Origin of the sequence: Nocardioides segetis (assembly GCF_051390595.1) — a bacterium.
GTDB lineage: Bacteria > Actinomycetota > Actinomycetes > Propionibacteriales > Nocardioidaceae > Nocardioides.
Genome location: NZ_JBNINR010000001.1, coordinates 234,504 through 259,283 on the forward strand (window position 1 = coordinate 234,504; position 24,780 = coordinate 259,283).

23 protein-coding genes are annotated in these 24,780 nt (G+C 72.3%); 9 read left to right on the top strand and 14 right to left on the bottom strand.

Translation table 11 applies throughout. The features are described from left to right. Positions 1 to 18 precede the first annotated feature (18 nt). Positions 19 to 1,536: an FAD-binding protein gene (locus ACPZVR_RS01005; RefSeq protein ID WP_436697701.1), complete on the bottom strand. Its 1,518-nt coding sequence runs from the start codon at positions 1,534 to 1,536 to the stop codon at positions 19 to 21. A 62-nt stretch (positions 1,537 to 1,598) separates the two neighbouring features. Here ACPZVR_RS01005 and ACPZVR_RS01010 point away from each other — a divergent pair, with 62 nt between their 5' ends. Then, positions 1,599 to 3,101: a potassium/proton antiporter gene (locus ACPZVR_RS01010; protein ID WP_436697702.1), complete on the top strand. Its 1,503-nt coding sequence runs from the start codon at positions 1,599 to 1,601 to the stop codon at positions 3,099 to 3,101. Between the two features lie 15 nt (positions 3,102 to 3,116). On the opposite strand, the gene ACPZVR_RS01015 is transcribed toward ACPZVR_RS01010, so the two are convergent. After that, positions 3,117 to 3,659, bottom strand: coding sequence for a LytR C-terminal domain-containing protein (locus tag ACPZVR_RS01015; protein WP_436697703.1), 543 nt, complete (start codon positions 3,657 to 3,659; stop codon positions 3,117 to 3,119). Positions 3,660 to 3,666: 7 nt separating this feature from the next. Further along, complete coding sequence (locus tag ACPZVR_RS01020) at positions 3,667 to 3,963, bottom strand: type II toxin-antitoxin system VapB family antitoxin (RefSeq protein WP_436697704.1); 297 nt, start codon at positions 3,961 to 3,963, stop codon at positions 3,667 to 3,669. Between the two features lie 81 nt (positions 3,964 to 4,044). On the opposite strand from ACPZVR_RS01020, the gene ACPZVR_RS01025 reads away from it, so the two are divergent. Next, positions 4,045 to 5,661: a helicase HerA-like domain-containing protein gene (locus ACPZVR_RS01025; protein ID WP_436697705.1), complete on the top strand. Its 1,617-nt coding sequence runs from the start codon at positions 4,045 to 4,047 to the stop codon at positions 5,659 to 5,661. A gap of 133 nt (positions 5,662 to 5,794) precedes the next feature. On the opposite strand, the gene ACPZVR_RS01030 is transcribed toward ACPZVR_RS01025, so the two are convergent. The 3 genes from ACPZVR_RS01030 to ACPZVR_RS01040 all read right to left on the bottom strand — a co-directional run bounded on the left by ACPZVR_RS01030 (position 5,795) and on the right by ACPZVR_RS01040 (position 7,197). Then, complete coding sequence (locus ACPZVR_RS01030; RefSeq protein ID WP_436697706.1) at positions 5,795 to 6,019, bottom strand: hypothetical protein; 225 nt, start codon at positions 6,017 to 6,019, stop codon at positions 5,795 to 5,797. Between the two features lie 112 nt (positions 6,020 to 6,131). After that, entirely contained in the window at positions 6,132 to 6,449 is a 318-nt protein-coding gene (locus tag ACPZVR_RS01035) for a hypothetical protein (RefSeq protein ID WP_436697707.1), read from the bottom strand. Positions 6,450 to 6,453: 4 nt separating this feature from the next. Beyond that, the gene (locus tag ACPZVR_RS01040) at positions 6,454 to 7,197 is read right to left on the bottom strand and encodes a helical backbone metal receptor (protein WP_436697708.1); all 744 of its coding nucleotides are present in this window, start codon (positions 7,195 to 7,197) and stop codon (positions 6,454 to 6,456) included. A 17-nt stretch (positions 7,198 to 7,214) separates the two neighbouring features. Between ACPZVR_RS01040 and ACPZVR_RS01045 the strand changes: the two genes are divergently transcribed. Further along, complete coding sequence (locus tag ACPZVR_RS01045; RefSeq protein WP_436697709.1) at positions 7,215 to 7,562, top strand: YrdB family protein; 348 nt, start codon at positions 7,215 to 7,217, stop codon at positions 7,560 to 7,562. Between the two features lie 3 nt (positions 7,563 to 7,565). Here ACPZVR_RS01045 and ACPZVR_RS01050 read toward each other — a convergent pair whose 3' ends face one another. Next, entirely contained in the window at positions 7,566 to 8,783 is a 1,218-nt protein-coding gene (locus ACPZVR_RS01050; protein WP_436697710.1) for a DUF480 domain-containing protein, read from the bottom strand. Positions 8,784 to 8,808: 25 nt separating this feature from the next. Beyond that, positions 8,809 to 9,306, bottom strand: a complete 498-nt coding sequence (locus ACPZVR_RS01055; RefSeq protein ID WP_436697711.1) for a thioesterase family protein — start codon at positions 9,304 to 9,306, stop codon at positions 8,809 to 8,811. 142 nt (positions 9,307 to 9,448) lie between these two features. Between ACPZVR_RS01055 and ACPZVR_RS01060 the strand changes: the two genes are divergently transcribed. Continuing rightward, the gene (locus ACPZVR_RS01060) at positions 9,449 to 10,720 is read left to right on the top strand and encodes an MFS transporter (RefSeq protein ID WP_436697712.1); all 1,272 of its coding nucleotides are present in this window, start codon (positions 9,449 to 9,451) and stop codon (positions 10,718 to 10,720) included. Between the two features lie 98 nt (positions 10,721 to 10,818). On the opposite strand, the gene ACPZVR_RS01065 is transcribed toward ACPZVR_RS01060, so the two are convergent. Further along, positions 10,819 to 12,411, bottom strand: a complete 1,593-nt coding sequence (locus ACPZVR_RS01065) for a 4-hydroxyphenylacetate 3-hydroxylase family protein (RefSeq protein ID WP_436697713.1) — start codon at positions 12,409 to 12,411, stop codon at positions 10,819 to 10,821. Between the two features lie 10 nt (positions 12,412 to 12,421). Beyond that, positions 12,422 to 13,003 carry a flavin reductase family protein gene (locus ACPZVR_RS01070; protein ID WP_436697714.1) on the bottom strand — a complete coding sequence of 194 codons (582 nt, stop codon included), beginning with the start codon at positions 13,001 to 13,003 and terminating at the stop codon, positions 12,422 to 12,424. 195 nt (positions 13,004 to 13,198) lie between these two features. Between ACPZVR_RS01070 and ACPZVR_RS01075 the strand changes: the two genes are divergently transcribed. Beyond that, on the top strand, positions 13,199 to 14,134 hold the full coding sequence (locus ACPZVR_RS01075) for an AraC family transcriptional regulator (RefSeq protein WP_436697715.1): 936 nt from the start codon (positions 13,199 to 13,201) through the stop codon (positions 14,132 to 14,134). Here the strand turns inward: ACPZVR_RS01075 and ACPZVR_RS01080 are convergent. The 3 genes from ACPZVR_RS01080 to icmF form a co-directional block, all read right to left on the bottom strand. Next, positions 14,115 to 15,386, bottom strand: coding sequence for an RNA polymerase sigma factor (locus ACPZVR_RS01080; RefSeq protein ID WP_436697716.1), 1,272 nt, complete (start codon positions 15,384 to 15,386; stop codon positions 14,115 to 14,117). The genes ACPZVR_RS01075 and ACPZVR_RS01080 overlap by 20 nt on opposite strands. Positions 15,387 to 15,567: 181 nt before the next feature. After that, a complete protein-coding gene (locus tag ACPZVR_RS01085; RefSeq protein WP_436697717.1) occupies positions 15,568 to 15,951 on the bottom strand; it encodes a YciI family protein in 384 nt (127 codons plus the stop codon). Between the two features lie 215 nt (positions 15,952 to 16,166). Further along, positions 16,167 to 19,337: a fused isobutyryl-CoA mutase/GTPase IcmF gene (gene icmF, locus ACPZVR_RS01090; RefSeq protein ID WP_436697718.1), complete on the bottom strand. Its 3,171-nt coding sequence runs from the start codon at positions 19,335 to 19,337 to the stop codon at positions 16,167 to 16,169. Positions 19,338 to 19,421: 84 nt separating this feature from the next. Between icmF and ACPZVR_RS01095 the strand changes: the two genes are divergently transcribed. Next, positions 19,422 to 19,925: a MarR family winged helix-turn-helix transcriptional regulator gene (locus ACPZVR_RS01095; RefSeq protein WP_436697719.1), complete on the top strand. Its 504-nt coding sequence runs from the start codon at positions 19,422 to 19,424 to the stop codon at positions 19,923 to 19,925. A gap of 30 nt (positions 19,926 to 19,955) precedes the next feature. Here the strand turns inward: ACPZVR_RS01095 and ACPZVR_RS01100 are convergent, their stop codons facing one another. Further along, on the bottom strand, positions 19,956 to 21,566 hold the full coding sequence (locus ACPZVR_RS01100) for a sigma-54-dependent Fis family transcriptional regulator (protein ID WP_436697720.1): 1,611 nt from the start codon (positions 21,564 to 21,566) through the stop codon (positions 19,956 to 19,958). Between the two features lie 183 nt (positions 21,567 to 21,749). Between ACPZVR_RS01100 and ACPZVR_RS01105 the strand changes: the two genes are divergently transcribed. The 3 genes from ACPZVR_RS01105 to ACPZVR_RS01115 all read left to right on the top strand — a co-directional run bounded on the left by ACPZVR_RS01105 (position 21,750) and on the right by ACPZVR_RS01115 (position 24,721). Continuing rightward, positions 21,750 to 22,862, top strand: a complete 1,113-nt coding sequence (locus ACPZVR_RS01105; RefSeq protein WP_436697721.1) for an NDMA-dependent alcohol dehydrogenase — start codon at positions 21,750 to 21,752, stop codon at positions 22,860 to 22,862. A gap of 6 nt (positions 22,863 to 22,868) precedes the next feature. Continuing rightward, entirely contained in the window at positions 22,869 to 23,771 is a 903-nt protein-coding gene (locus ACPZVR_RS01110; protein WP_436697722.1) for an AAA family ATPase, read from the top strand. Positions 23,772 to 23,977: 206 nt separating this feature from the next. Continuing rightward, entirely contained in the window at positions 23,978 to 24,721 is a 744-nt protein-coding gene (locus tag ACPZVR_RS01115) for a vWA domain-containing protein (RefSeq protein ID WP_436697723.1), read from the top strand. Positions 24,722 to 24,780: the final 59 nt, after the last annotated feature.

Here is a 24,780-nt window from a genome sequence, read left to right on the forward strand (position 1 = left end):
GCGGCTCGCGCCGGGCGGCTACCGCGCGTGGCCGGGCACCTGCGCCCGAGCCGCCGCGTGCCGGCCCGCCCGGCGGCCGAAGAAGGAGCCCTCGCCGAGCTGGGTGCCCGAGCAGTAGCCCGCGCCGTCCTGGGCGATATTGGACGCGCAGGCCCCGGCGGCGTACAGGCCCGGGATCACGGAGCCGTCGCCCCGGCGGACCTCGCCGTCGACGGTCGTCGCCATGCCGCCGATGGTGAAGCCGGCGTACAGCGCGACACCCAGCGACAGGTCGAGCACCGCCCAGGGACCGGCCGTCTGCGGGGCGATCCAGTCGGGGTGCTTGTGGAAGTCGGGATCCTCGCCGGCGGCGGCGTTCTCGTTGTAGCGGGTGATCGTCGCGACGAGCGAGCCGTCCGGCATGCCGAGGCCGGCCTCCATCTCCTCGAGGGTCTCGAAGCCGTCCTTGAGGGGGACCAGGGGCATGTGGTCCTCGCCGAGGTGCTCGCTGTCGACGATGAGGTACGCGACGGCGTCCGGCTGCTGCATCACGTGGTACGACGTCCGCGCGTGGTAGCTGTCCTCGGCGACGAACCGCTGCCCGTCCCGGTTGACGATGATCCCCTTGCAGCGCGAGGACGGCGGATAGAAGGGCGCGGTGATGAACGGCTCCTCCATGTGCTCCAGCGCGGCGCCGACGGACTCGCCGAGCCGGATGCCCAGCCCGTCGTCGTACGTCGACCCGAGCGTGAACAGCTTCGACCCGAGCGCCGGCGTGTAGCGGGCGACCATGTCGGCGTTCATCACGAAGCCGCCGGCCGCGATGACGACGCCGTCGGCGCCGACCACGCCGGTGCGGTCGAACGACCTCCACGCGAGGCCGAGGACGCGGCTCGTGCCCGAGCCGGGGTCGCCCTCGACGACGAGGTTCGTCGCGCCGGTCTCGTAGCGGACCTCGACGCCGGCCTTCTCGACCTGCGTGCGGAGCAGGTCCATCACGATCCGGGTGCCCTCGGTGTCGCCCGGGACGGGGACCTTGTGGCCGCGGGGCGCGGGTGCGACCTGGTCGCGGAACGGCCACACCTTCTCGTTGCCGGTGAACATCAGGCCCTCGGTACCGGGCTGGATGACCGCCTTGCCCGGGAAGTAGGAGCGCTCGAACGCGAAGCCGAGGTCCTCGAGCCAGTCGAAGTGGGCGACCGATCCCTCGCAGTAGGCGCGGATCTTCTCCTCGTCGGGCTCCTTGGTGCTGGCCATCAGGTAGCCCACCATCGCCTCGACCGAGTCGTCGTGGCCGGTGGCCCGCTGCACCGCCGTACCGCCGCCGAGGTAGAAGTGCCCGCCCGACATCGACGAGGTGCCGCCGTGGACCGCGGCCTTCTCCAGCAGCAGCACCCGCGCGCCCGCGCGGGCCGCCTCGAGGGCGGCGCAGCCCCCGGCGATCCCGAAGCCGACCACGACGACGTCGAAGCGCTCGGAGTCGTCGCCGAGGACGTCGGCGGGAAGGACGTCGGGAATGGCCAGACCGGCCGGCAGGTTGCTGCTCACGGAGGACACGGTCTGAAATCTAGAACATGTTCTACCGATAGACTAGGCCCCCGCCACCCGACGAAAGCCGAGTGCCCTCTGTGACCTTCGACGTCCACCAGCTCGACACGTTCCTGCTGATCGGCGCCGGGGTCACGTTCCTCGCCGTGCTGGCGGTGCGGATGTCGTCCGGGGTCGGCCTGCCCAGTCTTCTGGTCTACCTGCTCATGGGCGTCGCCCTCGGCGAGTCCGGGCTCGGCATCGGCTTCGAGGACGCCCAGCTGGCGCACGCGATCGGCTTCGGTGCCCTCGCCATCATCCTCGCCGAGGGTGGTCTGACGACGAGCTGGCGCGACGCCCGGCCGGCGATGCGGATGGGCGTCTCCCTCGCCACGGTCGGCGTGCTCATCTCGATCGCGGTCGTCGCGGTCGGCGCGCACTTCCTGCTCGGCCTGTCCTGGCAGCTCGCCATCCTGCTCGGCGCCGTCTGCTCGCCGACCGACGCCGCGGCGGTGTTCTCGGTGCTGCGCGTCGTCCCGCTGCCGAAGCGGATCACGGGCACGCTCGAGGCGGAGTCCGGCCTCAACGACGCGCCGACGGTCGTGCTCGTCACCCTGGTCTCCTCCGGAGCCGTGGGCGAGTACGGCCTGCTCGGGACGACCGGGATCGTGATCTACGAGCTCATCGCCGGTGTCGCCTTCGGCCTCGCCGCCGGTTTCGGCGGCGCCTGGGTGATGCGCCGGGTGGCGCTGCCGTCGTCCGGTCTCTACCCGATCGCCGTGCTCTGCCTGACGCTCATCGGGTACGGCACCGCGGCGGCCGTGCACGCCAGCGGCTTCGCCGCGGTGTACGTCGCCGCGCTCGTGCTCGGCAACACCGACCTGCCGCACCGCGCGGCCACCCGCTCGTTCGTCGAGGGCCTGGCCTGGCTGGCCCAGATCGGGCTGTTCGTCATGCTCGGCCTGCTCCTCTCGCCGGGGCGCCTCTCGTGGGAGACCATCGGCATGGCGGTCGTCGCCGGCACCGTCCTCACCTTCGTGGCCCGCCCGCTGTCGGTCCTCGCGAGCGCCGTGGTGCGGCCGATGAGACTGCCCGAGCTGGCCTTCCTCTCGTGGGCGGGGCTCCGCGGCGCCGTACCCATCGTCTTGGCCACCATCCCGCTCGCCGAGGGCGTCGACGGGGCGGACCGGCTCTTCGACATCGTCTTCGTCCTCGTCGTCCTCGACACCGTGATCACGGCGCCCTCCCTGCCGCTGACCGCCCGGCTGCTGCGCGTCGCACGCCGCTCGGAGCCCCGCGGCATCGAGGTCGAGGCGGCACCGCTCGATCGCGTGGCCGCCGACCTGCTCCAGGTCACGATCAGTCCCGTCTCGAAGCTGCACGGCGTCGAGGTGGGCGAGCTGCGCCTGCCCGTCGGCGCCAACGTGTCGATGGTCGTGCGGGAGGGACACACGCTGGTGCCCGAGCGTCGTACCGTCCTGCGCCACGGGGACGACCTCATCGTCGTCACGCCCCGGCGGCTGCGTGAGGCGACCGAGCAGCGCCTCCGGCAGGTCAGTGACGGCGGCCGCCTCGCGCAGTGGCTCGAGGACTGACGGGACCGGACCGGCTCAGGACACCTCGTCGTCGGGACCGCTGCTGAGCGGCGGGGTGCACACGTAGGCGTCGCTGCGGGCGGTCACGGTCGGCTGCCCCTCCACGACGCCCTTGAAGCGCTTGCCGACCACGATCGTCACGCCCGGATAGCCCGAGGGCTGGTCCACGACGTCGACGTCGGGGCCGAGGTACGACGCCAGGAGGAGCGTCGCCGGGTCGTCCGGGTCGTCGGACCACACCTGCGCCGCCACCGGCCCGTCGGGGTCGACATTGCCGAGCTTGCCCTGGACGAAGCCGAACTTCGCCAGCTTGTCCATCGTCTCGCCGGCCAGGCCGTTGGCGCCGCCGCCGTTGAGCACGGTGACCATGACCTGCGGTGGGGCGAGGTCGTCGCCCTCGGGGATCAGGGTGTCGGTGCAGGGTGCGGCCTCGACCTTCTCGGGGAAGGGCTCGGTCACCCGCGACCAGCCCCATGCGGTGCCCGCGACGAACACCACCGCCAGCGCACCCATCGTGATGGCGGAGCGGCTGCCCGCCTTGACGTCGAGGCCGTCCATGTGGCGCTCAGCCCTCCATCCGGATCACACGCGCGTGGAGGACGTGCCGCTGCTGCAGCGCGGCCCGCAGGGCGCGGTGCAGCCCGTCCTCGAGGTAGTAGTCGCCACGCCACAGCACGACGTGGGCGAAGAGGTCGCCGAAGAACGTCGAGTCCTCGTCGAGCAGGGACGACAGCTGCAGGGTGTCCTTGGTCGTGACCAGCTGGTCCAGCCGGACCTGGCGCGGCGGCACCACGGCCCACCCCTTCGAGGTGAGGCCGTGGTCGGGGTAGGGACGCCCGTCGCCCACGCGCTTGAAGATCACGGCTTCGGAGTCTACGGGGCGTGCCGCGCCCTGACCGCGACGGCGGGTTCGACCCGGTGACGCGGCACTAGAGTTCCGAGCATGACCCAGGAGCAGACGCCCACTCCCGACGCAGCACCTGAGACACCGGCCGCCGCCGAGCAGAGCCCCATCGAGCAGGCGATCGCCCCCGGGTACGCCTTCGAGGGCCCGGCGCTCGAGCTCGGTGGCCTGATGACCGGCCCGGACGACCTGTCCGGCAGCACGATCCGGATCCCCCTCGCCATGCTGAACCGGCACGGCCTGGTCGCCGGCGCGACCGGCACCGGCAAGACGAAGACGCTGCAGCTGATGGCCGAGCAGCTCTCGGCGGCCGGCGTACCGGTCTTCGCCGCGGACATCAAGGGCGACCTGTCGGGCCTCGCCACCGCGGGCGAGGCCAGCGACAAGCTCCTCGCGCGCACCAGGTCGGTGGGACAGGAGTGGACGGCGACCGCCTTCCCCGTGGAGTACTACGCTCTCGGGGGCCAGGGCATCGGCATCCCCGTCCGGGTCACGGTCTCGTCCTTCGGTCCGATCCTGCTCAGCCGGGTGCTCGGGCTCAACGACACCCAGGAGTCCAGCCTCGGCCTGGTGTTCCACTACGCCGACAAGCAGGGCCTGCCGCTGCTCGACCTCCAGGACCTGCGGGCCGTGGTGCAGCACCTGACCAGCGCCGAGGGCAAGGGCGACCTCAAGGAGCTCGGCGGCCTCTCCTCGGCCACGGCGGGCGTGATCCTGCGGGAGCTGATCGCGTTCGCCGACCAGGGCGCGGAGGCGTTCTTCGGCGAGCCGGAGTTCGACTCCGCCGACCTGCTGCAGCAGGCCGCCGACGGCCGCGGGCTGATCAACCTGGTCGAGCTGCCCGACCTGCAGGACCGCCCGGCGATCTTCTCGACCTTCCTCATGTGGCTGCTGGCCGACCTCTTCCACGACCTGCCCGAGGTCGGCGACATCGACCAGCCCAAGCTGGTGTTCTTCTTCGACGAGGCCCACCTGCTGTTCAAGGACGCGTCGAAGCCGTTCCTCGAGCAGATCGCGCAGACCGTGCGGCTGATCCGGTCGAAGGGCGTCGGCGTCTTCTTCGTGACGCAGAGCCCCACCGACGTACCCGACGACGTGCTCGCACAGCTCGGCTCGCGGATCCAACACCAGTTGCGGGCCCACACCCCCAACGACGCCAAGGCGCTCAAGGCGACCGTCAACACCTACCCCAAGAGCGCGTACGACGACCTGGGCGAGGTCATCACGACGCTCGGGATCGGCGAGGCGATCGTCACGGTCATGGGCGAGAAGGGCGCCCCGACGCCGGTCGCCTGGACCCGGCTGCGCGCGCCGGAGTCGCTGATGGCGCCGAGCACTGCCGCGTCGATGGAGGCCGCCGTCGCGGCCAGCCCCCGTCGGGCGAAGTACGCCGACGTCGTCGACCGCGAGTCGGCCCACGAGATCCTCGCGAAGAAGCTCGAGGAGGGCGCGCAGGCCGAGGCCGAGGAGAAGGCGCGGAAGGCGGAGGGCTCCGGCGGGGGCAAGGCGGCCCCGAAGGCCAAGAAGGACGACGGCGGCGGGGCCGGTGAGATCGTCAAGGACGTCGTGAAGTCCTCGGCGTTCAAGCAGTTCATGCGCACCGCCGCGGCCGAGATCGCGCGCGGCATGTTCGGCACCGCGCGCCGCCGGCGCTAGTACCGCGCCGGTACCGGCGAGCGACGACGTATCGAGACGCCCTCGCCGCGTCTCGATACGCCGCTCGCCGGTGCCCGCGGCTACGTGACGGCCGGGGAGCCGCTGTCGGCCCCTCGGCGGACAGCAGCGGCCGCTATGCCGTCCAGCGGATGGCGTCGTCGACGAAGTCGGCGAGCTGGTTCACGCCGCGCAGGTCGGTGCGCTCGTCCATCAGGCGCGCGAGTCGCTGGGCGTGCCGGGTGCGCAGCGCGGAGCGGCGAGCGAGGGAGCGGTCCACGGCGTCGAGGACGTCGAGGTCGTCGACGGACTCGAGGTGACGTCCTGCGGTCCGGGTCTCAGAGGAGGTCGTCTGGTTCATGCCTCCAGCCTGCGCCGGACAGGTTTCCGATGCTCGGCGCTCCGGTTACGACTCGGTGACCCGGGCTGTGAGCCCCGCGACACCGCCCTGCGAGACCGCGCCGAGTGCCGGATCAGGCGCCGTCGAAGCCGTTCAGCAGCAGGAAGAACACGGCGACGCCGACCAGCGCACCCGCCACGCCGAGGACCGCGCCGACCAGGACCGGCCGGCCCGCAGGGCTCCCGGGGCCCTGGGGACTCTCGGGGATCCCGGGGCTCTCGGCGGCGAGCACGACGCGGCCGAGCAGCCCGCCCACCGCGGCCGTGAGCAGGATCTGGGCCGGCACGACGAGGCCCTCGCCGGTGTCGGATCCGTCGAGCACGGCCGCGCCCAGGGGCAGGGCCACACAGCCGACGACGACGAGGACGACGAACAGGATCAGGATCCGCACCGCGTCAGGATGACAGCACGTCGTACGCCTCGACCATCGCCGGGCCGTACCAGGTGAGCAGCCGCCCGGACACGAGCCGGGTCGGCACCCGCGTGAACGCCTCCGGGCCGTCGTCGGCGGTGAACACGTAGGGCTCGTCGGGCAGCAGGACCAGGTCGAGGTCCGCCGTGTCGAGATCGGGCAGGTCGACGTGCGGGTACCGCTCGTCGCCGTCGTCGAACGCGTTGACCCACCCGAGCCGGCGCAGGAGGTCGCCGGTGTAGGTGCGCGGCCCGACGACCATCCACGGGTCACGCCACACGGGTACGGCGACGCGGCCGCGCGGGGCCGGCGGTGGAGCCGCCCAGCAGGCCCGTGCCCGGACCAGCCACGGCGGCGCGATCAGCCCCAGCGCCTCCTCGTAGAGGCGGGTGAGCGAGTCGAGCGCCTGCGGCACCGTCTCGATCACGGTGACCCAGACGGGCACACCGGCATCGCGCAGGCGGCGTACGTCGAGCTCGCGGTTCTCCTCCTGGTTGGCGACGACCAGGTCCGGTCCCAGCGCGCGGATCGCCGTGAGATCGGGGTTCTTCGTGCCGCGCACCCGATCGACCGCGAGATCGGCGGGGTGGGTGCACCAGTCCGTGGCGCCGACGAGGCGGTCGGGCACGTCGGTGGCGAGCGCCTCGGTGATCGACGGGACGAGGGACACGATCCGGGTCGGGGGCACCGGCAGCGACAGCTCGTGCCCGAGATCGTCGGTGGTCACGGGCCTATCATCCCCTCGTGAACGCGATCTTCGGCTGGGCGGTCCTCGCGTTGGTCTTCGTCGACGAGCTGCTGGCCGTGGCCGCGTTCGGCGTCTGGGGCTGGGACCACGACCCGCGCTGGCTGCTGGTGTGGCTGCTGCCGATCGCGGCGATGACGGTGTGGTTCTGCTTCGCCTCCCCGAAGGCACCGTACGGCGGAGCGCTGGTGCGCCCGGTCGCCAAGGTCGTCGTCTTCGGCCTGGCCTGCCTGGCGCTGGCGGACGCCGGACACGGGGACTGGGCGCTCGCGCTGCTCGTCTTCTCGGTCGTCGTCAACGGGCTCGCGCTGTTGCCCAGCGTCCGGGTCCTCGTCGAGGAGCAGTAGGCGTCAGCGCGGCGTGCGCGCGACGACGTACAGCCGCTCGCTGGTCTCGCCGAGGCCGGCCACCGGCCCGCGGCGGTACCACTCCACATCGACGAGGCCCGCCCGCTCGACGAGCGCGACGACGTCGGCCGCCTCGTGGAGGACGACGTCGAGGTCGACCTCGTGGTCGAACCAGGTGTCGTGGTGGCGTACCTCCGTCCCGGCGTGGAGGGCGAGCACCAGGAGCCCGTCGGGTCGCATCGGCCGCGTCAGCGCCTCGAGTGCCGCGGGTAGCTCGGACGCGGCGAGGTGGATCAGCGAGTACCAGCCCAGGACGGCCGCCCATCCCGAGCCGTTGACCGGGCGCATGAGGGTGCGCAGGTCGCCGACCTCGTAGACGCCGTCCGGGTAGCGCTTGCGTGCCTGGGCGACCATCTCGGGCGTGAGGTCGAGGCCCATCGCGTCCGCGCCCGCCTCGGCGAGGTACGCCGTGACGTGGCCGGGCCCGCACCCGACCTCGACGACGGGGTCGGTGCCGGCGTGCGCGGCGACGCGGTCGAGCAGCCACCGCTCGAAGGGAAGGCCGTCGAGCTCACCGGTCAGGGTGTCGGCGTACGCGGTAGCGACGGCGGAGTACGACGCGCGCACCTTCGCGTCCCGAGCCTCGGCCCCACCGGCGATCACCGCGTCACGGTCGACGGCCGGAGCCGCCGCGCCGGATGCCGCGGCCGGAAGGTCGACGGGCCCGAGGAGGTGGACCCAGCGGGCGTCCTGCTCCCGGGGCTGCCGGGGTAGCGCCCGGACGAGTGGCTGCTCCCGCTCCGCCAGCCGCCGCAGGCACGCCTCGACGGCACCGCGGTCGGCGAACGCGTGCAGCCGTTCTGCGCGCGTGCGGAGGGCGCCCGGCGGCTGCGGGCCGCGCAGCAGCAGCACGGTGATCAGGGCTCGCTCGTCGTCGGCGAGGTCGAGCCGCACCGCGAGCTTCTGGAGGTACTTGAGCGTGCGCCGCCCGCGGTCGTCCCAGGTGACGGCGACGAGGTCGCGCTGCTTGAGCTCGCGCAGCGTGCGGTGCACGAGGTCGTCGTCGTAGTCGACGACCGGCTCGCGGCTGCTCTGCTGGTTGCAGGCCGTGCGCACGGCGGTGACCGTCATCGGGTACGACGCCGGCACCGTCACCTCCTTCTCCAGGAGGCTCCCCAGGACGCGCTGTTCCTCGGCCGTCAGGACGGGCAGGTCGCTCACGGTGCCGACCCTACCGAGCCACGGCTCAGCGCAGGGCCAGACAGCCGGACGTCACCGGCTCCCACGGGATCGTGGCGTGCTCGGCGACGCGCTTGTCGAGGCCCGCGGCGACCTCGCCGGGCCAGGGTGCGGTCTTCCGGTCGGCCAGCTCGACGCACAAGAAGATCTCCTCGAACACGCAGGCCACCCGCTGGTTGGTGTCGTCGAGGATGAAGACCAGGGCGTGCGCGGCGCGCTCGGAGCGGCCGAGCAGCCGCACCCGCACCGACATCTGGTCGCCGGTCCGCAGCTCGTGCAGGTAGGTCAGATGATGCTCCGCCGACAGGCACGCGAAGCCGCTAAGCATCGGCCAGTTGAACGGGATGCCGATGTCGTAGAGCGACTCGTCGAGACCCTCGCTGCCGATGCCGAGGTAGTGCCGCACGTTGAGGAAGCCGTTGCTGTCCTCGAAGGCGCTGGGGACCGGCTGGACGGCGAAGGCCGGCAGCGTGACGAGCTGTTCGTACGTCGGCTGGGTGCTCATGACGGGACCCTACTGAATCGGGATCCGGATTGGTGGCGGCCCGGCCCGCCGACGTACCATCGAGGCACCGATCCACCGCGTGTATCACCTCGCGCCGGTCCCCGGCGGTCCAAGGCGGCACCTGAGCCCTTGGACGAAGGACATGCCTGATCACTCCCCGACGCTGGTCCGCGCCGCCGGTCCGTCGTACTTCCCGATCGCGCTGGTCGCGCGGCTGCCCTACGCGATGATGGTCGTGGGGGTGCTCACCCTCGTCGTCGCCGGGCGCGACTCGCTCGCCTTCGGCGGGCTCAACTCCGCGGTCGTCGGCCTCGGCGCCGCCTGCGTCGGCCCACTGCTCGGCGCCGCCGCCGACCGGTTCGGCCAGCGCCGGGTGCTCCTCGCCAGCGGGGTCGCGTCGACGACGGCGCTCGGCTTGATGGCGTGGGTCGTCTACAGCCCGCTGCCGGCGGTCGCGGTGCTCGCCGTGGCGTTCCTGGTCGGCGCGAGCGCGCCGCAGATCGCGCCGATGTCGCGCAGCCGGCTGGTCCAGATCATCGGCGCCCGGATCGCGCCCGACCGGCGCTCGCGCACGTTCGACGCGACGATGGCCTACGAGTCGGCCGCGGACGAGCTCGTGTTCATCGTGGGCCCGTTCGTGGTCGGCCTCCTCGGCACCGCGCTGGACCCGTGGGCGCCGGTCGCGGGCGCCGCGGCGCTGACCCTGGTCTTCGTGACCGCCTTCGCGCTGCACCCGTCGGCACGCGCGGCGGGGGGCCGCGACGAGCGCGCGGCCGCACCGGCGCCGGCCCGCGAGCTCACCCGCCCGGCGCTGCTGGCCGTGGTCGCCGGCATCTTCGGCGTGGGCCTCTTCTTCGGCTCGATGCTCACCTCGCTGACCTCCTTCATGGCCGATCACGGCACCGCCGAGTCCGCCGGCCTCGTGTACGGCGTGATGGGCATCGGCTCCGCCGCGCTGGCGCTGGGCGTGGCGCTCTTCCCGGCGTCCTTCTCCCTGCGCGCCCGCTGGCTGGTCTTCGGCGCCACGATGCTCGTCGGTGCCGCGCTGCTGCCGGTCGTGTCGTCCGTCGCGGCGATGTGCGCGGTGCTGGTCCTCATCGGCTGCGGCATCGGACCGACCATGGTCACGCAATACAGCCTCGGCGCGCTGCGCAGCCCGGCCGGGCGCTCGGCCACCGTGATGACGATCCTCGGCTCGGCCGTCATCGTCGGGCAGTCGCTGTCGTCGGCGGTGACCGGCAGCCTCGCCGACCGCCTCGGTACGGACGCCGCCCTCGTCATGCCGATCCTCGCGGCGTCCGTCGTCGTCCTGGCGGGTGTCGCCAACGGCGTGCTGTCGCCCCGTCCGACTCCCGACCCCGCCCGGATTGAACCCGAGATCGCGCCGACCCGTCCCGCTCTTACGTCGAGTTGAGTCCGACCCGGCGCGTTCAAACGCGCCGGGTCGGCGTATCTCAGGCGTTCAGATGCGCCGGGTCGGCGCCTCCCAGACGTTCAGATGCGCCGGGTGGGTCAGAACAGGTCGGGGACCGTCCAGCCGTCGAGGTCGTACTCGCCGAGGAACTCGTCGGCGAAGCCCTTCATCTGGTCGACGATCCCGCGGTTCTGGGCGGCGAAGAGCAGCTCGGCCTTCACGTTCTCGTGGTTGCCGGAGTAGTTGCGCTCGTAGAGCTCGTGCCGTCCGCCGAACTCGGAGCCGATGGAGTCCCACAGCGCCTTCATCACCTTGACCCGGTCCACGGCGGTGATGCCGTTGGAGCCGCGAACGTACTTGTCGAGGTAGGGACGGACCTCGGCGGACTTGAAGTCGGCAGCGCCGGAGGGCAGGTAGATCAGGCCGGAGGCGACGTCCTGCTCGATGATCTCCTTGACCCGCGGGTAGCCGTGGATCATGAACATCCGGTAGGTCAGGCCGTACTCGAGCTTCGGGATGACGGCGTCGCCGACCCACGGCTCGGGGTCGCGCGCCATCGACTCGGTGAGCGACCAGAAGAGGTTGCGCCAGCCGATGACCTCGCCGACGCGGGTCTGCACGCCGCGGAAGTCGCCCGAGCCGGTGGTCTCCAGCGCCTTCATCAGCAGCCCGGCGATGAAGTCGAGCTTCACCGCGAGCCGGGTGCAGCCCTGGAAGGTGAAGCGCGGCAGGAAGCCGGACTGCGGGAAGAAGGCGTTGATCCGGTCGACGTCGCCGTACATGAAGACGTTTTCCCAGGGCACGAGTACCTTGTCGAAGACGAAGATGGTGTCGTTCTCGTCCATCCGGCTCGACAGCGGGTAGTCGAACGGGGTGCCGTTCCGCGCCGCCTGCTCGGTGTACGACGAGCGGCAGATCAGCTTGATGCCCGGGGCGTCCATCGGCACGGTGCAGATCAGGGCGAACTGCTTCTTGCGGATCGGCAGGCCGTAGTGCGCGATGAAGTTGTAGTTGGTGATCGCCGAGCCGGTCGCGACGACCTTCGCGCCGGAGACGACCAGGCCGGCGTCGGTCTCCTTCTCGACCTTCATGTAGACGTCGCCGACCTCGTCCGGCGGCAGGTTGCGGTCGACCGGCGGGTTGATGATCGCGTGGTTCCAGTAGAGGACCTTCTCCTGCGACTCGCGGTACCAGCGCTCGGCGTTGTCCTGGAACGGCGCGTAGAGCTCCTTGTTGGCGTGCAGGGTGCCGAGGAAGCTGGCCTTGTAGTCGGGACTGCGGCCCATCCAGCCCCAGGTCATCTTGGCCCAGCGGGCGATCGCGTCGCGCTCCTTGAGGAGGTCGGCCGACGAGGTCGGGGTCTTGAAGAACGGCATCGTCACGCCGCCGTTGCCGGTGTCGGTGGGCACGGTGAGCTCGTCGACGTGCGGGCCGGTGTGGAGGGCGTCGTACAGCCGGGCGGTCATCCGGATCGGGTTGCGGAACGCCGGGTGGGTCGTGACGTCCTTGACGCGCTCGCCGTGGAGGTAGATCTCCCGGCCGTCGCGGAGGCTCTCGACGTACTCGTCGCCGGTCATCGGCCGCGACGCGAAGTTGGTCTGCTGGTTGGCCGGCGCGCCGGCGGCCGGGTTGACGGTGGGCGGCCCGTCGTCGGGTACGGCGGCCGTCTCGGGGGCGAGGGTGTCGGTCATCGGGATCTCCTCAGTAGTGGGTGTCGGCCGGGACGAGCGCCCGTCCGTGGTGGGTGGGTGCGAACTCGGTGGTCGCGTCGAACCAGCCGGTGTGGGGGTCGTCCTGGCAGCCGAGCCACACGACGTCGGACGAGCGGCTGCCGATCTGGTGGAAGGCGCTGTCGTGGAACAGCAGCGGCGGGCGGCCGGTGGTGAGTACGTCGACCACCTCGCCCAGGAACAGCAGGTGGTCGCCGCCGTCGTCGACGCGCCACGGCCGGCAGGCGATCGTGGCGGCCGTGCCGCGCAGCGTCGGCGCCGTCGTGCCCTCGCACCAGGGGAGCGGGTCCCGGCTCGGCCGGCCCGCGAAGTGCATGGCGACGTCGACCTGGTCGCTGGCGAGGACGTTGACGGCGAACGCCGCTCCGTCGAGGTACTGCGCGGCCTTCGAGGTCCGGGTCAGCGCCACCTGGACGAGCGGCGGATCCAGCGAGATCGGCGTGAAAGCGGTGACGGTCGCGCCGTGATGCGCGCCGTCCGGCGTACGGCAGGTGATCACGGTGACGCCGGTCGCGAAGCGGCCGAAGGTCGACCGCAGGGTGCGCGGATCCATGGTGACTCCTCCGTCGGGCTCGGGGACCGCCGGTGATGACGGTCACGGTGAGCCGGGACGCTAGGCCGGTACGCCGGTCCCGGCGATCCGCTCCGCGAAGGCGCTGTCCGCATTGCGCAGCGGGTTGGATCCGGTGCGTTTTCCGGATGACGGAGTTCGCCTACTGTGAGGGTGATCACGTGAAGGGGGTGGACGATGAGCGCGATCGGGACGGTCTGCGCGTCCTCCGACGAGCTCGGCGACTTCTCCGACGCCGTCGCCCGCGCGTACTTCCCCCACCGGCTGCTGGTGAAGGGCCGCGCGACCGGCCCCGCGGACCTGCGTGCCGTCGACCTGGGGCCGGTCCGCCTCGCCCGGATCGGCTGGGGCTCGGAGGTCTCCGTCGAGTCCGACCACCCCGAGGCCTGGGCGGTCAACGTGCCGCGCAGCGGCGTGCTGGAGGCACAGATCGGCGCCCACCACGTGCTCTCCCTCGACGGGCAGGCCACCGTGTGCCCGCCCGACGAGGAGACTCGGATGACCCGCTGGTCGGCCGACTGCTCGATCGTCGGGATGCGCGTGGACCGCGGCTACCTCGTGGAGGAGGTGGCCGCGCTCGTCGGTCTCCACACCGACCGGCTCCCCGCCCAGCTGGATCTGCGCACCGACAGGGGCCGGGCGTGGATCGGGCTGCTCGCCTCGATCGGCACCGAGGCCCTGCGCAACCCGTCCCTGGCCCGCGACGACCGGGTCGCCCGACGGCTGGCGGCGACGCTCACCGCGGCCTTCGTCGCGGCCTCCTTCCCCGAGGAGCCCGGCTGCGGGACGATCCGGCCGCGGATCGTGTCCCGGGTCGTCGAGGCGATCGAGGCCGACCCGGCCCGCGACTGGACCGCCGCCGAGCTGGCGCGCGAGTCGGGCGTCGGGATCCGCCGGCTCCAGCAGGGCTTCCAGCGCTATCTCGGCCACACCCCGACCCAGCACCTGCTCGCCGTCCGGCTCGAGCGGGTGCACGCCGACCTGCTCGCCGCGACGGAGGGCAGCGTCGCCGACATCGCCAGTCGGTGGGGCTTCGCCCACCTCGGGCGCTTCGCCGCCTCCTACCGCGAGCGGTACGGCGTCGCGCCGTCGGTCACCCTGCGCGGCCGCTAGCGGCCGCCGCCCGCCGTTCCAGCAGGGCGCGCTCGTCCGCGTTGCGCGTCCGCGCAGCCGCCTCGCTGAACGCCGCGGCGGCATCGGTGTGCCGGCCGGCGCGCTCGAGCAGGTCTCCGCGCACGCTCGGCAGCAGCGGAGAGTCGCGCAGGGCGTCGGCGGGCAGGGCGGCGAGCACCGCGAGGCCGGCGTCGGGCCCGGCGGCGCGACCGTGGGCGACCGCGCGGTTGACCTCGACGACCGGGCCGGGTGCGGCAGCCGCCAGGACGTCGTACAGCCGGGCGATGCGGGTCCAGTCGGTCGCCGCCGCGGTCGCGGCGCGGGCGTGCTCGGCGGCGATCGCGGCCTGGAGGTAGTAGCGCCCGACCGGTACGCCGCGCGCGGCGATCTCCTCGGCGCGGGCGAGGGCGGCCAGGCCCCGCCGGATGAGCAGCGCGTCCCAGCGGTCGCGGTCCTGGTCGTCGAGGAGGACCGGTGCCCCGGCGGCGTCGGTACGGGCGGGCAGCCGCGAGCCCTGGAGCTCCAGCAGCGCCTGCAGCCCGTGCACCTCGGGCTGGTCGGGCGCGAGCCCGGCCAGCAGCCGGGCCAGCCGGATGGCCTCGGCGACGAGGTCGGGCCGCGTCCAGTCGTCACCGGCGGTGGCGACGTACCCCTCGGTGAAGACGAGGTAGACCACGGCCATCACGTCGTCGAGCCGCTCGGTGCGCTCGGTGCCGGTCGGCAGCTCCAGCTGCGCGCCGGCCTCGGCGAGGGTGCGCTTGGCGCGCGAGATCCGCTGGCCCATCGTCGCGTCGGGCACCAGGAACCCGCGCGCGATCTCGGTCGTGGTCAGGCCGCCGACCAGCCGCAACGTCAGCGCCGCGCGCGACTCGGGGGTCAGCGCCGGATGGCAGCACAGGAAGATCAGCCGCAGGACGTCGTCCTCGATGTGGTCCACCTGGGCGTCCAGGTCGGGCATCGGGCTCACCTCCCCGGCGGCCTGCGCGGCATGGCCGAGCTCGTCGGTCTTGCGGCGCAGCGTCTCGGCGCGCCGGATGTGGTCGATCCCGCGGCGCTTGGCGGTGGTCATCAGCCAGGCAGCAGGGTTGTCGGGCACGCCCGTGCCCGGCCACTGCTCGAGGGCGGCGACGAGCGCGTCCTGGGCGAGGTCCTCGGCGAGCTCGACGTCCCGCGTCATCCGGACCAGTGCGCCCACCAGGCGCGCCGACTCCAGCCGCCAGACCTTCGTGATCGCGTCGGCGGGGTCTGCCATGCGGCCAGGCTAGTGTCCTGATCCGGTTGAAGCGCTGATCACTGTCGCCGTCGCGGCGGGCAGCAGGCGAGATGGATCAGTGGTTCCCTGGGGCCGCGTCCGCCCCGACCGGGGCGTGTGCCCGGGAACCGGGACCTCCCCGGGTCTCAGGCACACGACTCCCCGTCAGCGGGGTGGAGCCTCAGGCGTCGGAGGGCTCCGGCGGAGCGTCCGAGATCTGGCGCAGGGTCGCGACCATCTGGCACTCGGGCCAGTGCTCGGCGTGCAGGGCGGCGAACTCCTCCTGGCTGGCGATCGCCTCCTCGACGGTGTCGTACTGCAGCAGCGCCCAGCCGCCCACGGCCTCCCGCGCCTCGGCGTACGGTCCGTCGACCCGGGTGACCTCGCCGGTGCGGACCACGAAGTTCACGGCGTCCTCGAGGCCGAACAGCCCGCCGCCGTCGAGGAAGTGTCCCTTCTGCGCCTGCTCGCCGATGTAGGAGTCCATCGCGTCGAACAGCGCCTGCGGCGGGTTGCCCTGTCCCTCTTCCATCCGCACGAGTCCCATGAAACGCGGCATCGTCATCAGTCCTTCGGTTCGTTGGTGGGTGACTTACGAACCTACGTCGGACGGGGACCGGGGCTTTCGACATCGGGGCCGGAACATTTTTCTCCGGGGTGTCGATGGGGTGGGACGTCGGTCTCGTCGGCTCCGCACCTGTAACTACCTGTTCGGTCGCCTCCCTCACCCGTCGACGGGTGCGGCAGTGACAAGAACAGGTAGTTACAGCAGCGGCGGGCTCACACGTTGCGCCGGTACTGCCCGCCGACCTCGAAGAACGCCTCGGTGACCTGGCCGAGGGAGCAGACCCTCGCTGCATCCATGAGCACGGCGAAGATGTTCTCGCCGCTCGTGGCGGCCTCCTTGAGGCGGGCGATCGCGGCCGTCGCCTCGTCGGCGTGACGGGCCTGGAAGTCGCGCAGCCGGACCAGCTGGGAGTCCTTCTCCTCCGTCGTGGCACGGGCCAGCTCGATCTCGTCGGGCGTGCCGTCGCCACTCTCGGGCGCCCGGAAGGTGTTGACCCCGATGATGGGCAGGCTGCCGTCGTGCTTGCGGTGCTCGTAGAGCATCGACTCGTCCTGGATCCGGCCGCGCTGGTAGCCGGTCTCCATCGCGCCGAGGACGCCGCCCCGCTCGGAGATCCGGTCGAACTCGGCCAGCACCGCGGCCTCGACGAGGTCGGTGAGCTCGTCGACGACGTACGCGCCCTGGAGCGGGTTCTCGTTGGAGGCCAGGCCCCACTCGCGGTTGATGATCAGCTGGATGGCGAGCGCCCGGCGGACCGACTCCGTCGACGGGGTGGTGACCGCCTCGTCGTAGGCGTTGGTGTGCAGCGAGTTGGCGTTGTCGTAGATCGCGATGAGGGCCTGCAGCGTGGTGCGGATGTCGTTGAAGTCCATCTCCTGCGCGTGCAGCGAGCGGCCGGACGTCTGGACGTGGTACTTCAGCTTCTGCGAGCGCTCGTTGGCGCCGTACCGGTCGCGCATGGCGATCGCCCAGATGCGGCGGGCGACCCGGCCGATCACGGTGTACTCCGGGTCCATGCCGTTGGAGAAGAAGAACGACAGGTTGGGCGCGAAGTCGTCGATGTCCATGCCGCGCGCGAGGTACGACTCGACGTAGGTGAAGCCGTTGGCGAGGGTGAACGCGAGCTGGCTGATCGGGTTCGCGCCGGCCTCGGCGATGTGGTAGCCGGAGATCGAGACCGAGTAGAAGTTGCGGACCTGCTGCTGGATGAACCACTCCTGGATGTCGGCCATGCAGCGCAGCGAGAACTCCGTGGAGAACAGGCAGGTGTTCTGGCCCTGGTCCTCCTTGAGGATGTCGGCCTGGACGGTGCCGCGCACCGTCTTGATCGCCTCGTAGGGGTCGATGCCGCGCTCGCGGGCCTGGTCCATCGCGGTGTTGAGGTAGAACGCCAGGACGGTCGGCGCCGGGCCGTTGATCGTCATCGAGACCGACGTGCTCGGCGCGAGCAGGTCGAAGCCGTCGTAGAGCGCCTTCATGTCCTCGAGCGTCGCCACCGAGACGCCGGACGTGCCGACCTTGCCGTAGATGTCGGGCCGCTCGTCGGGGTCGCGGCCGTAGAGCGTGACCGAGTCGAAGGCCGTAGACAGCCGGGTGACGTCGTGGTGCGCGGAGAGCAGCTTGAACCGCTTGTTGGTGCGGAACGGGTCGCCCTCGCCGGCGAACATCCGCGCCGGGTCCTCGTCGGCGCGCTTGAACGGGAAGACGCCGGCCGTGAAGGGGAAGTGACCGGGCAGGTTCTCGCGACGCCAGAAGCGGACCAGCTCGCCGTGGTCCTCGAAGCGGGGTACGGCGACGCGCGGCACGCGGTTGCCCGAGAGCGACGCGCGGCCCCGGGTCGCCGTGTCCTCGTCGTACTGCGCCACGGTCGCCGGCCACGCCGCGAGCTGGTCGCGGAGGTCGAGCGGGAGGTCGTCGTTGGCGCGGGCCGCGGCGGCCGCGAGGTCCTCGATCTCGCCGAGCTCGTCGGCGACCGCGGCGAACCGTTGCGCGCGCCGGGCCTTCTCGACGAGCACCTCGGTGTCGGCGTGGTAGCCGCGCACGGTCTCGGCGATCTCGGCGAGGTAACGCACCCGGTCGGCGGGCAGGACGGTCTGGATCCGGGTCGACCGCTTCCCCTCGACCGGGGCGAGCAGGCCCTCGCTCACCGCGAGACCCTTCCCGGCGAGGAGGCCGCGCAGGTGCTGGTAGAGCGCCGTGACACCGTCGTCGTCGAAGGTCGCGGCGGAGGTGCCGAAGACCGGCATGTCGGCGGGCTGCTTGCCGAACGCCTCGCGGTTGCGGACCAGCTGGCGGCCCACGTCGCGCAGCGCGTCCTCGGCGCCGCGGCGCTCGAATTTGTTGATCGCGACCGCGTCGGCGAAGTCGAGCATGTCGATCTTCTCCAGCTGCGACGCGGCGCCGAACTCCGGCGTCATGACGTAGAGCGAGGTGTCGACGAAGGGCACGATGGCGGCGTCGCCCTGGCCGATGCCGGGGGTCTCCACGACGACGAGGTCGAAGCCGGCGGCCTTGATCACGGTGAGCACGTCGGTGAGGTGCTCGGGCACCTCGTGGGCGCCGCGGGTGGCGAGACTGCGGAAGTAGACCTGGTTGCGGTCGAGCCCGTGGCCGGTGAGGTCGAGGCTGTTCATCCGGATCCGGTCGCCGAGCAGCGCGCCGCCGCCCTTGCGCCGGGTCGGGTCGACGGCGAGCACCGCGACGCGGACCTTGTCCTGCTGGTCGACGCGCAGGCGGCGGACCAGCTCGTCGGTCAGGCTGGACTTGCCGGAGCCGCCGGTGCCGGTGATGCCGAGGACGGGTACGGCGTGGGCCGCTGCTGCCTCGGACAGCCGGCCGAGCAGCTCGGCGTCGAGCCGGCCGAGCTCGGCGCCGGTGATGGCGCGGGCGAGGGCCGCGCGGTCGCCGCTGAGGACCTGATCGGCGGTGACCGCGCCGGTCTCCCACAGGTCGGTGTCGCAGGCCTCGACCACGGTGTTGACCATCCCCGGCAGGCCGAGCCGCTGGCCGTCCTCGGGGGAGAAGATCGTGACGCCGGACTCGCGCAGCCGCGCGATCTCGTCGTGGACGATCACGCCGCCACCGCCGCCGACGACCTTGACGTGCCCGGCGCCGCGCTCGCGGAGCAGCTGGGTGAGGTACTCGAAGTACTCCACGTGACCGCCCTGGTAGGACGACACGGCGATGCCCTGCACGTCCTCCTCGATCGCCGCCTCGACCACCTCGGCCACGGACCGGTTGTGCCCGAGATGGATCACCTCGCAGCCCTGGCTCTGGAAGATCCGCCGCATGATGTTGATTGAGGCGTCATGGCCGTCGAACAGGCTGGACGCCGTGACCAGGCGGACGGGGTGCTGCGGGACGTGCAGGGCGTGCTCGGGCATCGATCCTCCAAACTCCTTGGATCTCCGATAGTAGGACGTCCAAGTAATCTGGAAAAGTCCCCGGATGGCTTAGGGTTCGGAGTCGTGCCCGAGTCCCGCCTGCCGTTCGACCCGATCGACCGTGCCGGGGACCTGTGGGAGAAGCACTTCGGCGACGCCACCGCGATGCGGCTGGCGACGTCGGTCATGCGGGTCCAGCAGCTGATGATCGGTGCGCTCGACGCCGCGCTGAAGCCCTTCGAGCTGACGTTCTCGCGCTACGAGGTGCTCGTGCTGCTGCTGTTCAGCCAGCACGGCTCGCTGCCGCTCAGCAAGATCGGCGAGCGTCTGATGGTGCATCCGACCTCGGTCACCAGTGCGATCGACCGGCTCGAGGCGCAGGGCTTCGTGGTCCGCGTGCCCGACGAGGCCGACCGTCGCCGGACGCTGGCCCGGCTCACCCCCGCGGGCCGCGCCATCGTGCGCGACGCCACCACCGCGGTCACCGCGATCGACTTCGCCGTCACCGGGCTCACCGGCGACCAGCAGGCCGACGCCTACGACCTGCTCCGCCAGGTGCGCCGGGCCTCGGGCGACTTCGCGGAGTGAGCCCGCGGGCCCGCGGCGCCGGACGAGGACTCAGTAGACCGTGATCCGCAGCGCCCGCATCTTCGCGTAGAGCGTGGTGCGCGAGATCCCGAGCGTCTGGGCCGCCTTCACCTTGTTGCCGTCGTGCTCGCGCAGTGCCTCGACGATGACAGCCCGCTCGGCGTGCTCGATCGGCGCGAGCCTTTTCGTCGGCTCCTGGGCGCGGTAGGCCTCGGGAAGCTGGTCGAGCACGACGGCGCCGGTGCGCTGGTGGCGGACGACGTGGTCGACGACGGCGCGCAGCTCGCGGAGGTTGCCGGGCCACGGCTGCGCCGACAGGGCCCGGAGCGCGCCCGGCGTGAAGTGCAGCGAGGGGTCCGCCCCCAGGTCGGCGAGCATCCGCCGGACCAGCTCGGGCAGCTCGTGCGGCCGGCTCGACAACGGTGCCAGCAGCCGGCGCTCGGTGCACTCGCCGGCGAGCGCGGCGGCACGTCCCGACAGGCCGTCGACCGGACCGCACACCAGCACCAGTCGCGGCGCGCGCCGCTCCGCGAGGTGCGAGGCGACGAGGTCGACGAGGTCGTCGGGGAGCAGGTCGATGCCGTCGACGCAGACGGTCCCCTGGCCGGCGCGGACCAGCGCACCGAAGTTCCGGGCCCACGCCTCGGCGCCGTCGAGCAGTGCCGAGGCGGCCGTGAGGACGGTGACCGGTTGGACCTCGCTCGCGCGGCGCGCCTCGGTGGAGCGACCGGACCCCGGGGGACCGGAGACCAGCACGGGGGCGTGGGCGAGGTCGGGGCGGACCGCGCGAGGTGCCACGCGGAGCTCGCGGCGGGGCTCGACGTGGAGCAGGGCGCCGCCGCGTGCGCCGCCGACCCGGCTGGCCTCGACCCGGACCTCCAACCCGGACTCGAGGGTGAGGTCGACGTCGGCGCTGTCGTGCAGGTCGCCGACGAGCATCCGCAGGAGGGCGACGTCGGTCGAGCCGAGCAGGTCGGAGGCGGCCTGGTTCGACATGAACAGGTCCTGCCCGATCGCCACGACGGCGCGGCGGCGGGTGCCGGCCGCCTGGAAGGCCGCGAGGAGCTGCTTGTCGGACACCCGGCTCCGGTCGAGCAGGCGCTGCTCGATGTCGGCGACGGCACGGGCGACGAGCGGAGGCAGCAGCGGGCTGGCCTCCTCCATCAGCGCCGTGATGTCCAAGACGCCCTCGATCCGGCGCGTGGTCGGGTGGAAGATCGGGTGGCCGTAGCAGCTGAACCGGCGCAGGGGTACGGCGAAGTGCTCGCCGCCGTTGATGGTGATGCTCGTGCGCGTCTCCAGCACGGTGCCGAGCGCGTTGGTGCCCACCGCCTCCTCCAGGAGCGAGGCGCCGACGTCGAGGCCGAGGTTGTCGAAGGCTCGCCGGCCTCCCGTGTCGCCGCACCAGCGCTGGGCGATCCGTCCCTCCCGGTCCACCAGGAGAGTGGAGAACATCGTCCCCTGCAGCTGGTCGTTGAGCTCGTCGAGGACCTCGGACGCCGCGGAGAGCAGGGGACCGGACGTGTCGACGTCGCTGTAGGTCAGGTGGTCGAGCGCACTGCCCGGCGTCAGACCGGCCATCGCGGCGCGCTGCCACGACTGCGCGATCGGGTCGCGGAGCTCGTCGGTTCCAGTCGTCACGCGTCTCTCCTCAGCCTGCCGTCCACCGGCCTCGTGACCGCGGTCACAGTAAACGCCAGAGGGTTGGCGGCCGGTTGTCCAGTTTCTGAACAGCCGCGGGCCCGCCGGGTTGCGAGTGTGGCGGGCGTCACCTCAGCCCCTTCCCGGCGCAGCCCCTTCCCGGCGCGAGATCAGGAGAACCTCATGAAGACCAAGGCCGCAGTCGTCTACGAGACCGGCAAGCCGATCGAGATCGAGGAGCTCACCCTCGACAAGCCCCGCGAGGGCGAGGTCCTGATCCGCTACACGCACGCCGGCCTGTGCCACTCCGACGTCCACATCGCCCACGGCGACCTGGAGGCGCGGCTGCCGATGGTGCTGGGCCACGAGGGCGCCGGCGTCATCGAGGAGGTCGGCCCCGGCGTCACCCGGGTCAAGGTGGGCGACCACGTCGTGTGCTCGTTCATCCCCAACTGCGGCACCTGCCGCTACTGCGCCAACGGGCAGCAGTCGATCTGCGACATGGGCGCCACCATCCTCGACGGCTATCTGCCCGGCGAGCGCTTCCCGATCACCGGGCCCGCGGGCCAGTACGGCGCCATGTGCATGCTCGGCACCTTCAGCCAGTACGGCGTCATCCACCAGAACTCCTGCGTCAAGGTGGACGACGACCTGCCGCTCGAGAAGGCGGTGCTGGTCGGCTGCGGCGTACCGACCGGCTGGGGCGCCGCCGTCAACACCGCCGAGGTCAAGGCCGGCGAGACGGTCGTGATCATGGGCATCGGCGGCATCGGCATCAACGCCGTCCAGGGCGCCGCGCTCGCCGGCGCGAAGAACGTCATCGCGATCGACCCGCTCGCCAACAAGCGGGAGAAGGCGATGGAGCTCGGCGCCACGCACGCCTTCGAGTCCGCCGAGCTCGCGATGGAGACCATCACCAACCTGACCCGCGGCCAGATGGCCGACTCGGCGATCCTCACGCCCGGCCTGATGACCTCCGAGATCGTCGCCGACGGCTTCAACGCGGTCGGCAAGGGTGGCAAGGTCGTGCTCACCGGCCTCAACAAGCTCGAGGAGATGAACATCCAGCTGCCCGGCTCGATCCTCACCCTGTTCCGCAAGGAGCTGCGCGGCAGCCTCTTCGGCGACTGCAACCCCACCGTGGACATCCCGCGGATCCTCGGGCTCTACCAGGCCGGGGACCTCAAGCTCGACGAGATCCTCACCCGCACCTACACCCTGGAGGAGGTCAACGAGGGCTACGACGACCTCCTCAACGGCAAGAACGTGCGCGGCGTGGTCGTCCACGAGCACTGAGGACCGATGACTGCTGTGCTCGCGGCGCTCGCGGTCGTCGACCGGGCGCGGGAGACCGAGCTCCTCGAGGCGGCGCTGGCCAGTGGCGCCCACGTTGTCCTCGAGGGGCCTCCCGGCACCGGCAAGACCACCCTGCTGCGCCGGGTCGCCGCTGCCCGGGACCGCTCGTTCGCCCTCGTCGAGGGCAATGCCGAGCTGACGCCCGCGCGGCTGGTCGGCCACTTCGACCCCGCCCTGGTGCTCAGTCGCGGCTACCAGCCGGACGTCTTCGTCGACGGCCCGCTGCTCACCGCGATGCGCGAGGGCGGCCTGCTCTACGTCGAGGAGCTCAACCGGGTGCCCGAGGAGACGCTCAACACCCTCCTCGCCGTGATGTCGGAGCGGGAGATCGCGGTGCCCCGCCTCGGCGCGGTGAGCGCGGCGCCGGGCTTCGCCGTCGTCGCGGCGATGAACCCGTACGACGCGGTCGGCACGGCGCGGGTGTCGTCGGCGGTCTACGACCGCACCTGCCGGATCGCGATGGGCTACCAGTCCGCAGAGGCGGAGGCGCAGATCCTCGCCCAGCGGGCGCCGGTGCCGTCGGAGACGTGGCGGGACCGCGCGGTGGCGCTGGTGCGGGCGACCCGTGAGCACCCCGAGCTCAGGGTGGGCTCGTCGGTGCGCGGCACGATCGACCTCGCCGGGATCAACCACCAGCTGGCCCGGTCGCGGGGCGTCGCCGAGGACGACTGGCGGACCGGGCTCGACGCCGCGCTGGTCGCGCTGAGCGGCCGGGTCCGCGTGGACGAGGCGTCGACGCGGCCGCCCGAGGAGGTCATCGCCGAGCTCTACACGGCGCACTTCGGTGCCGACCCGGACCAGGCGGCCGACCCGGCCGCGGAGGAGGGGTCCCGCTCGGGGGGAGTCTGAGCCCGCCCCCTCCCGGGGCGGGCGGCACCCCACCTCCGCCGTCCGGGTCCCGGCGCGGCCGTCCGGACCGGAGCCACGGCCGCGCCGAGCTGGCCCGCAACCCGCGTTTCGAGGAGCTCTCGCCGGAGGTCGGCGAGCTCGACGTCGCGGCTGTCGAGGCAGCCGTCGCCGAGGACCCGGACGAGGTCCTGCCGCTGTTGGCGCTGATGAGTCGGGCCACCGATCCCGCGCTGCGGGCACGGGTCCAGGCGCTCGTGCCGCGGCTCGTGCTGGAGCGCGCCCGCAGCGGCCCGCACGGCCGGATCGGCGCGGGCCGGCTGCGGCCGACCCGTGCCGATCGCGGGGGCGACCTCGACCTCGACGCGTCCCTGGAGGCGGTCGCCGTCGCCCGGGGCGAGGGGCGCCCGCCGGCCCTCGACGAGCTCACCGCCTCGGTGTGGGAGCGGCCGGCCAGCGCGCTGTGCCTGCTGGTCGACCGTTCCGGCTCGATGGACGGCCATCGGCTCGCGACCGCCGCCATGGCCGCCGCCGCGTGCGCCCTTCGCGCGGCCGAGTCCGGCGGCGAGCTCGCGGTCGTGGCCTTCGACCGCCGGGCCGAGACCGTCGTCGCCCTCGGTACGGCGATCCCGGCACGTCGTACCGTCGAACGCGTGCTCGGCCTGCGCGGCCACGGGATGACGTCCCTCGACGCGGCCCTGCGGGCGGCGCGCGAGCAGCTCGCCGGCGCACGGGCCCGGCGCCGGATCACCCTGCTGCTCTCGGACTGCCGGGTCACCGACGACGTCGACCCGCTGCCGGCCGCACGCGGGCTCGACGAGCTGCTCGTCGTCGCGCCGGTTTCGGACGACGACGAGGCCCGGCGGTTCGCCCGCGAGGCCGGCGCGCGGATGGCCTCGCTCGACGCGCTCGCCGAGCTGCCCGTCGTCCTGGACCGGCTGCTGGCGCCCTGAGGTCGACGAATGTCCAGAAGCTGAACACCGCCGCGGGGCGGGCCGGACGACGCTCGCAC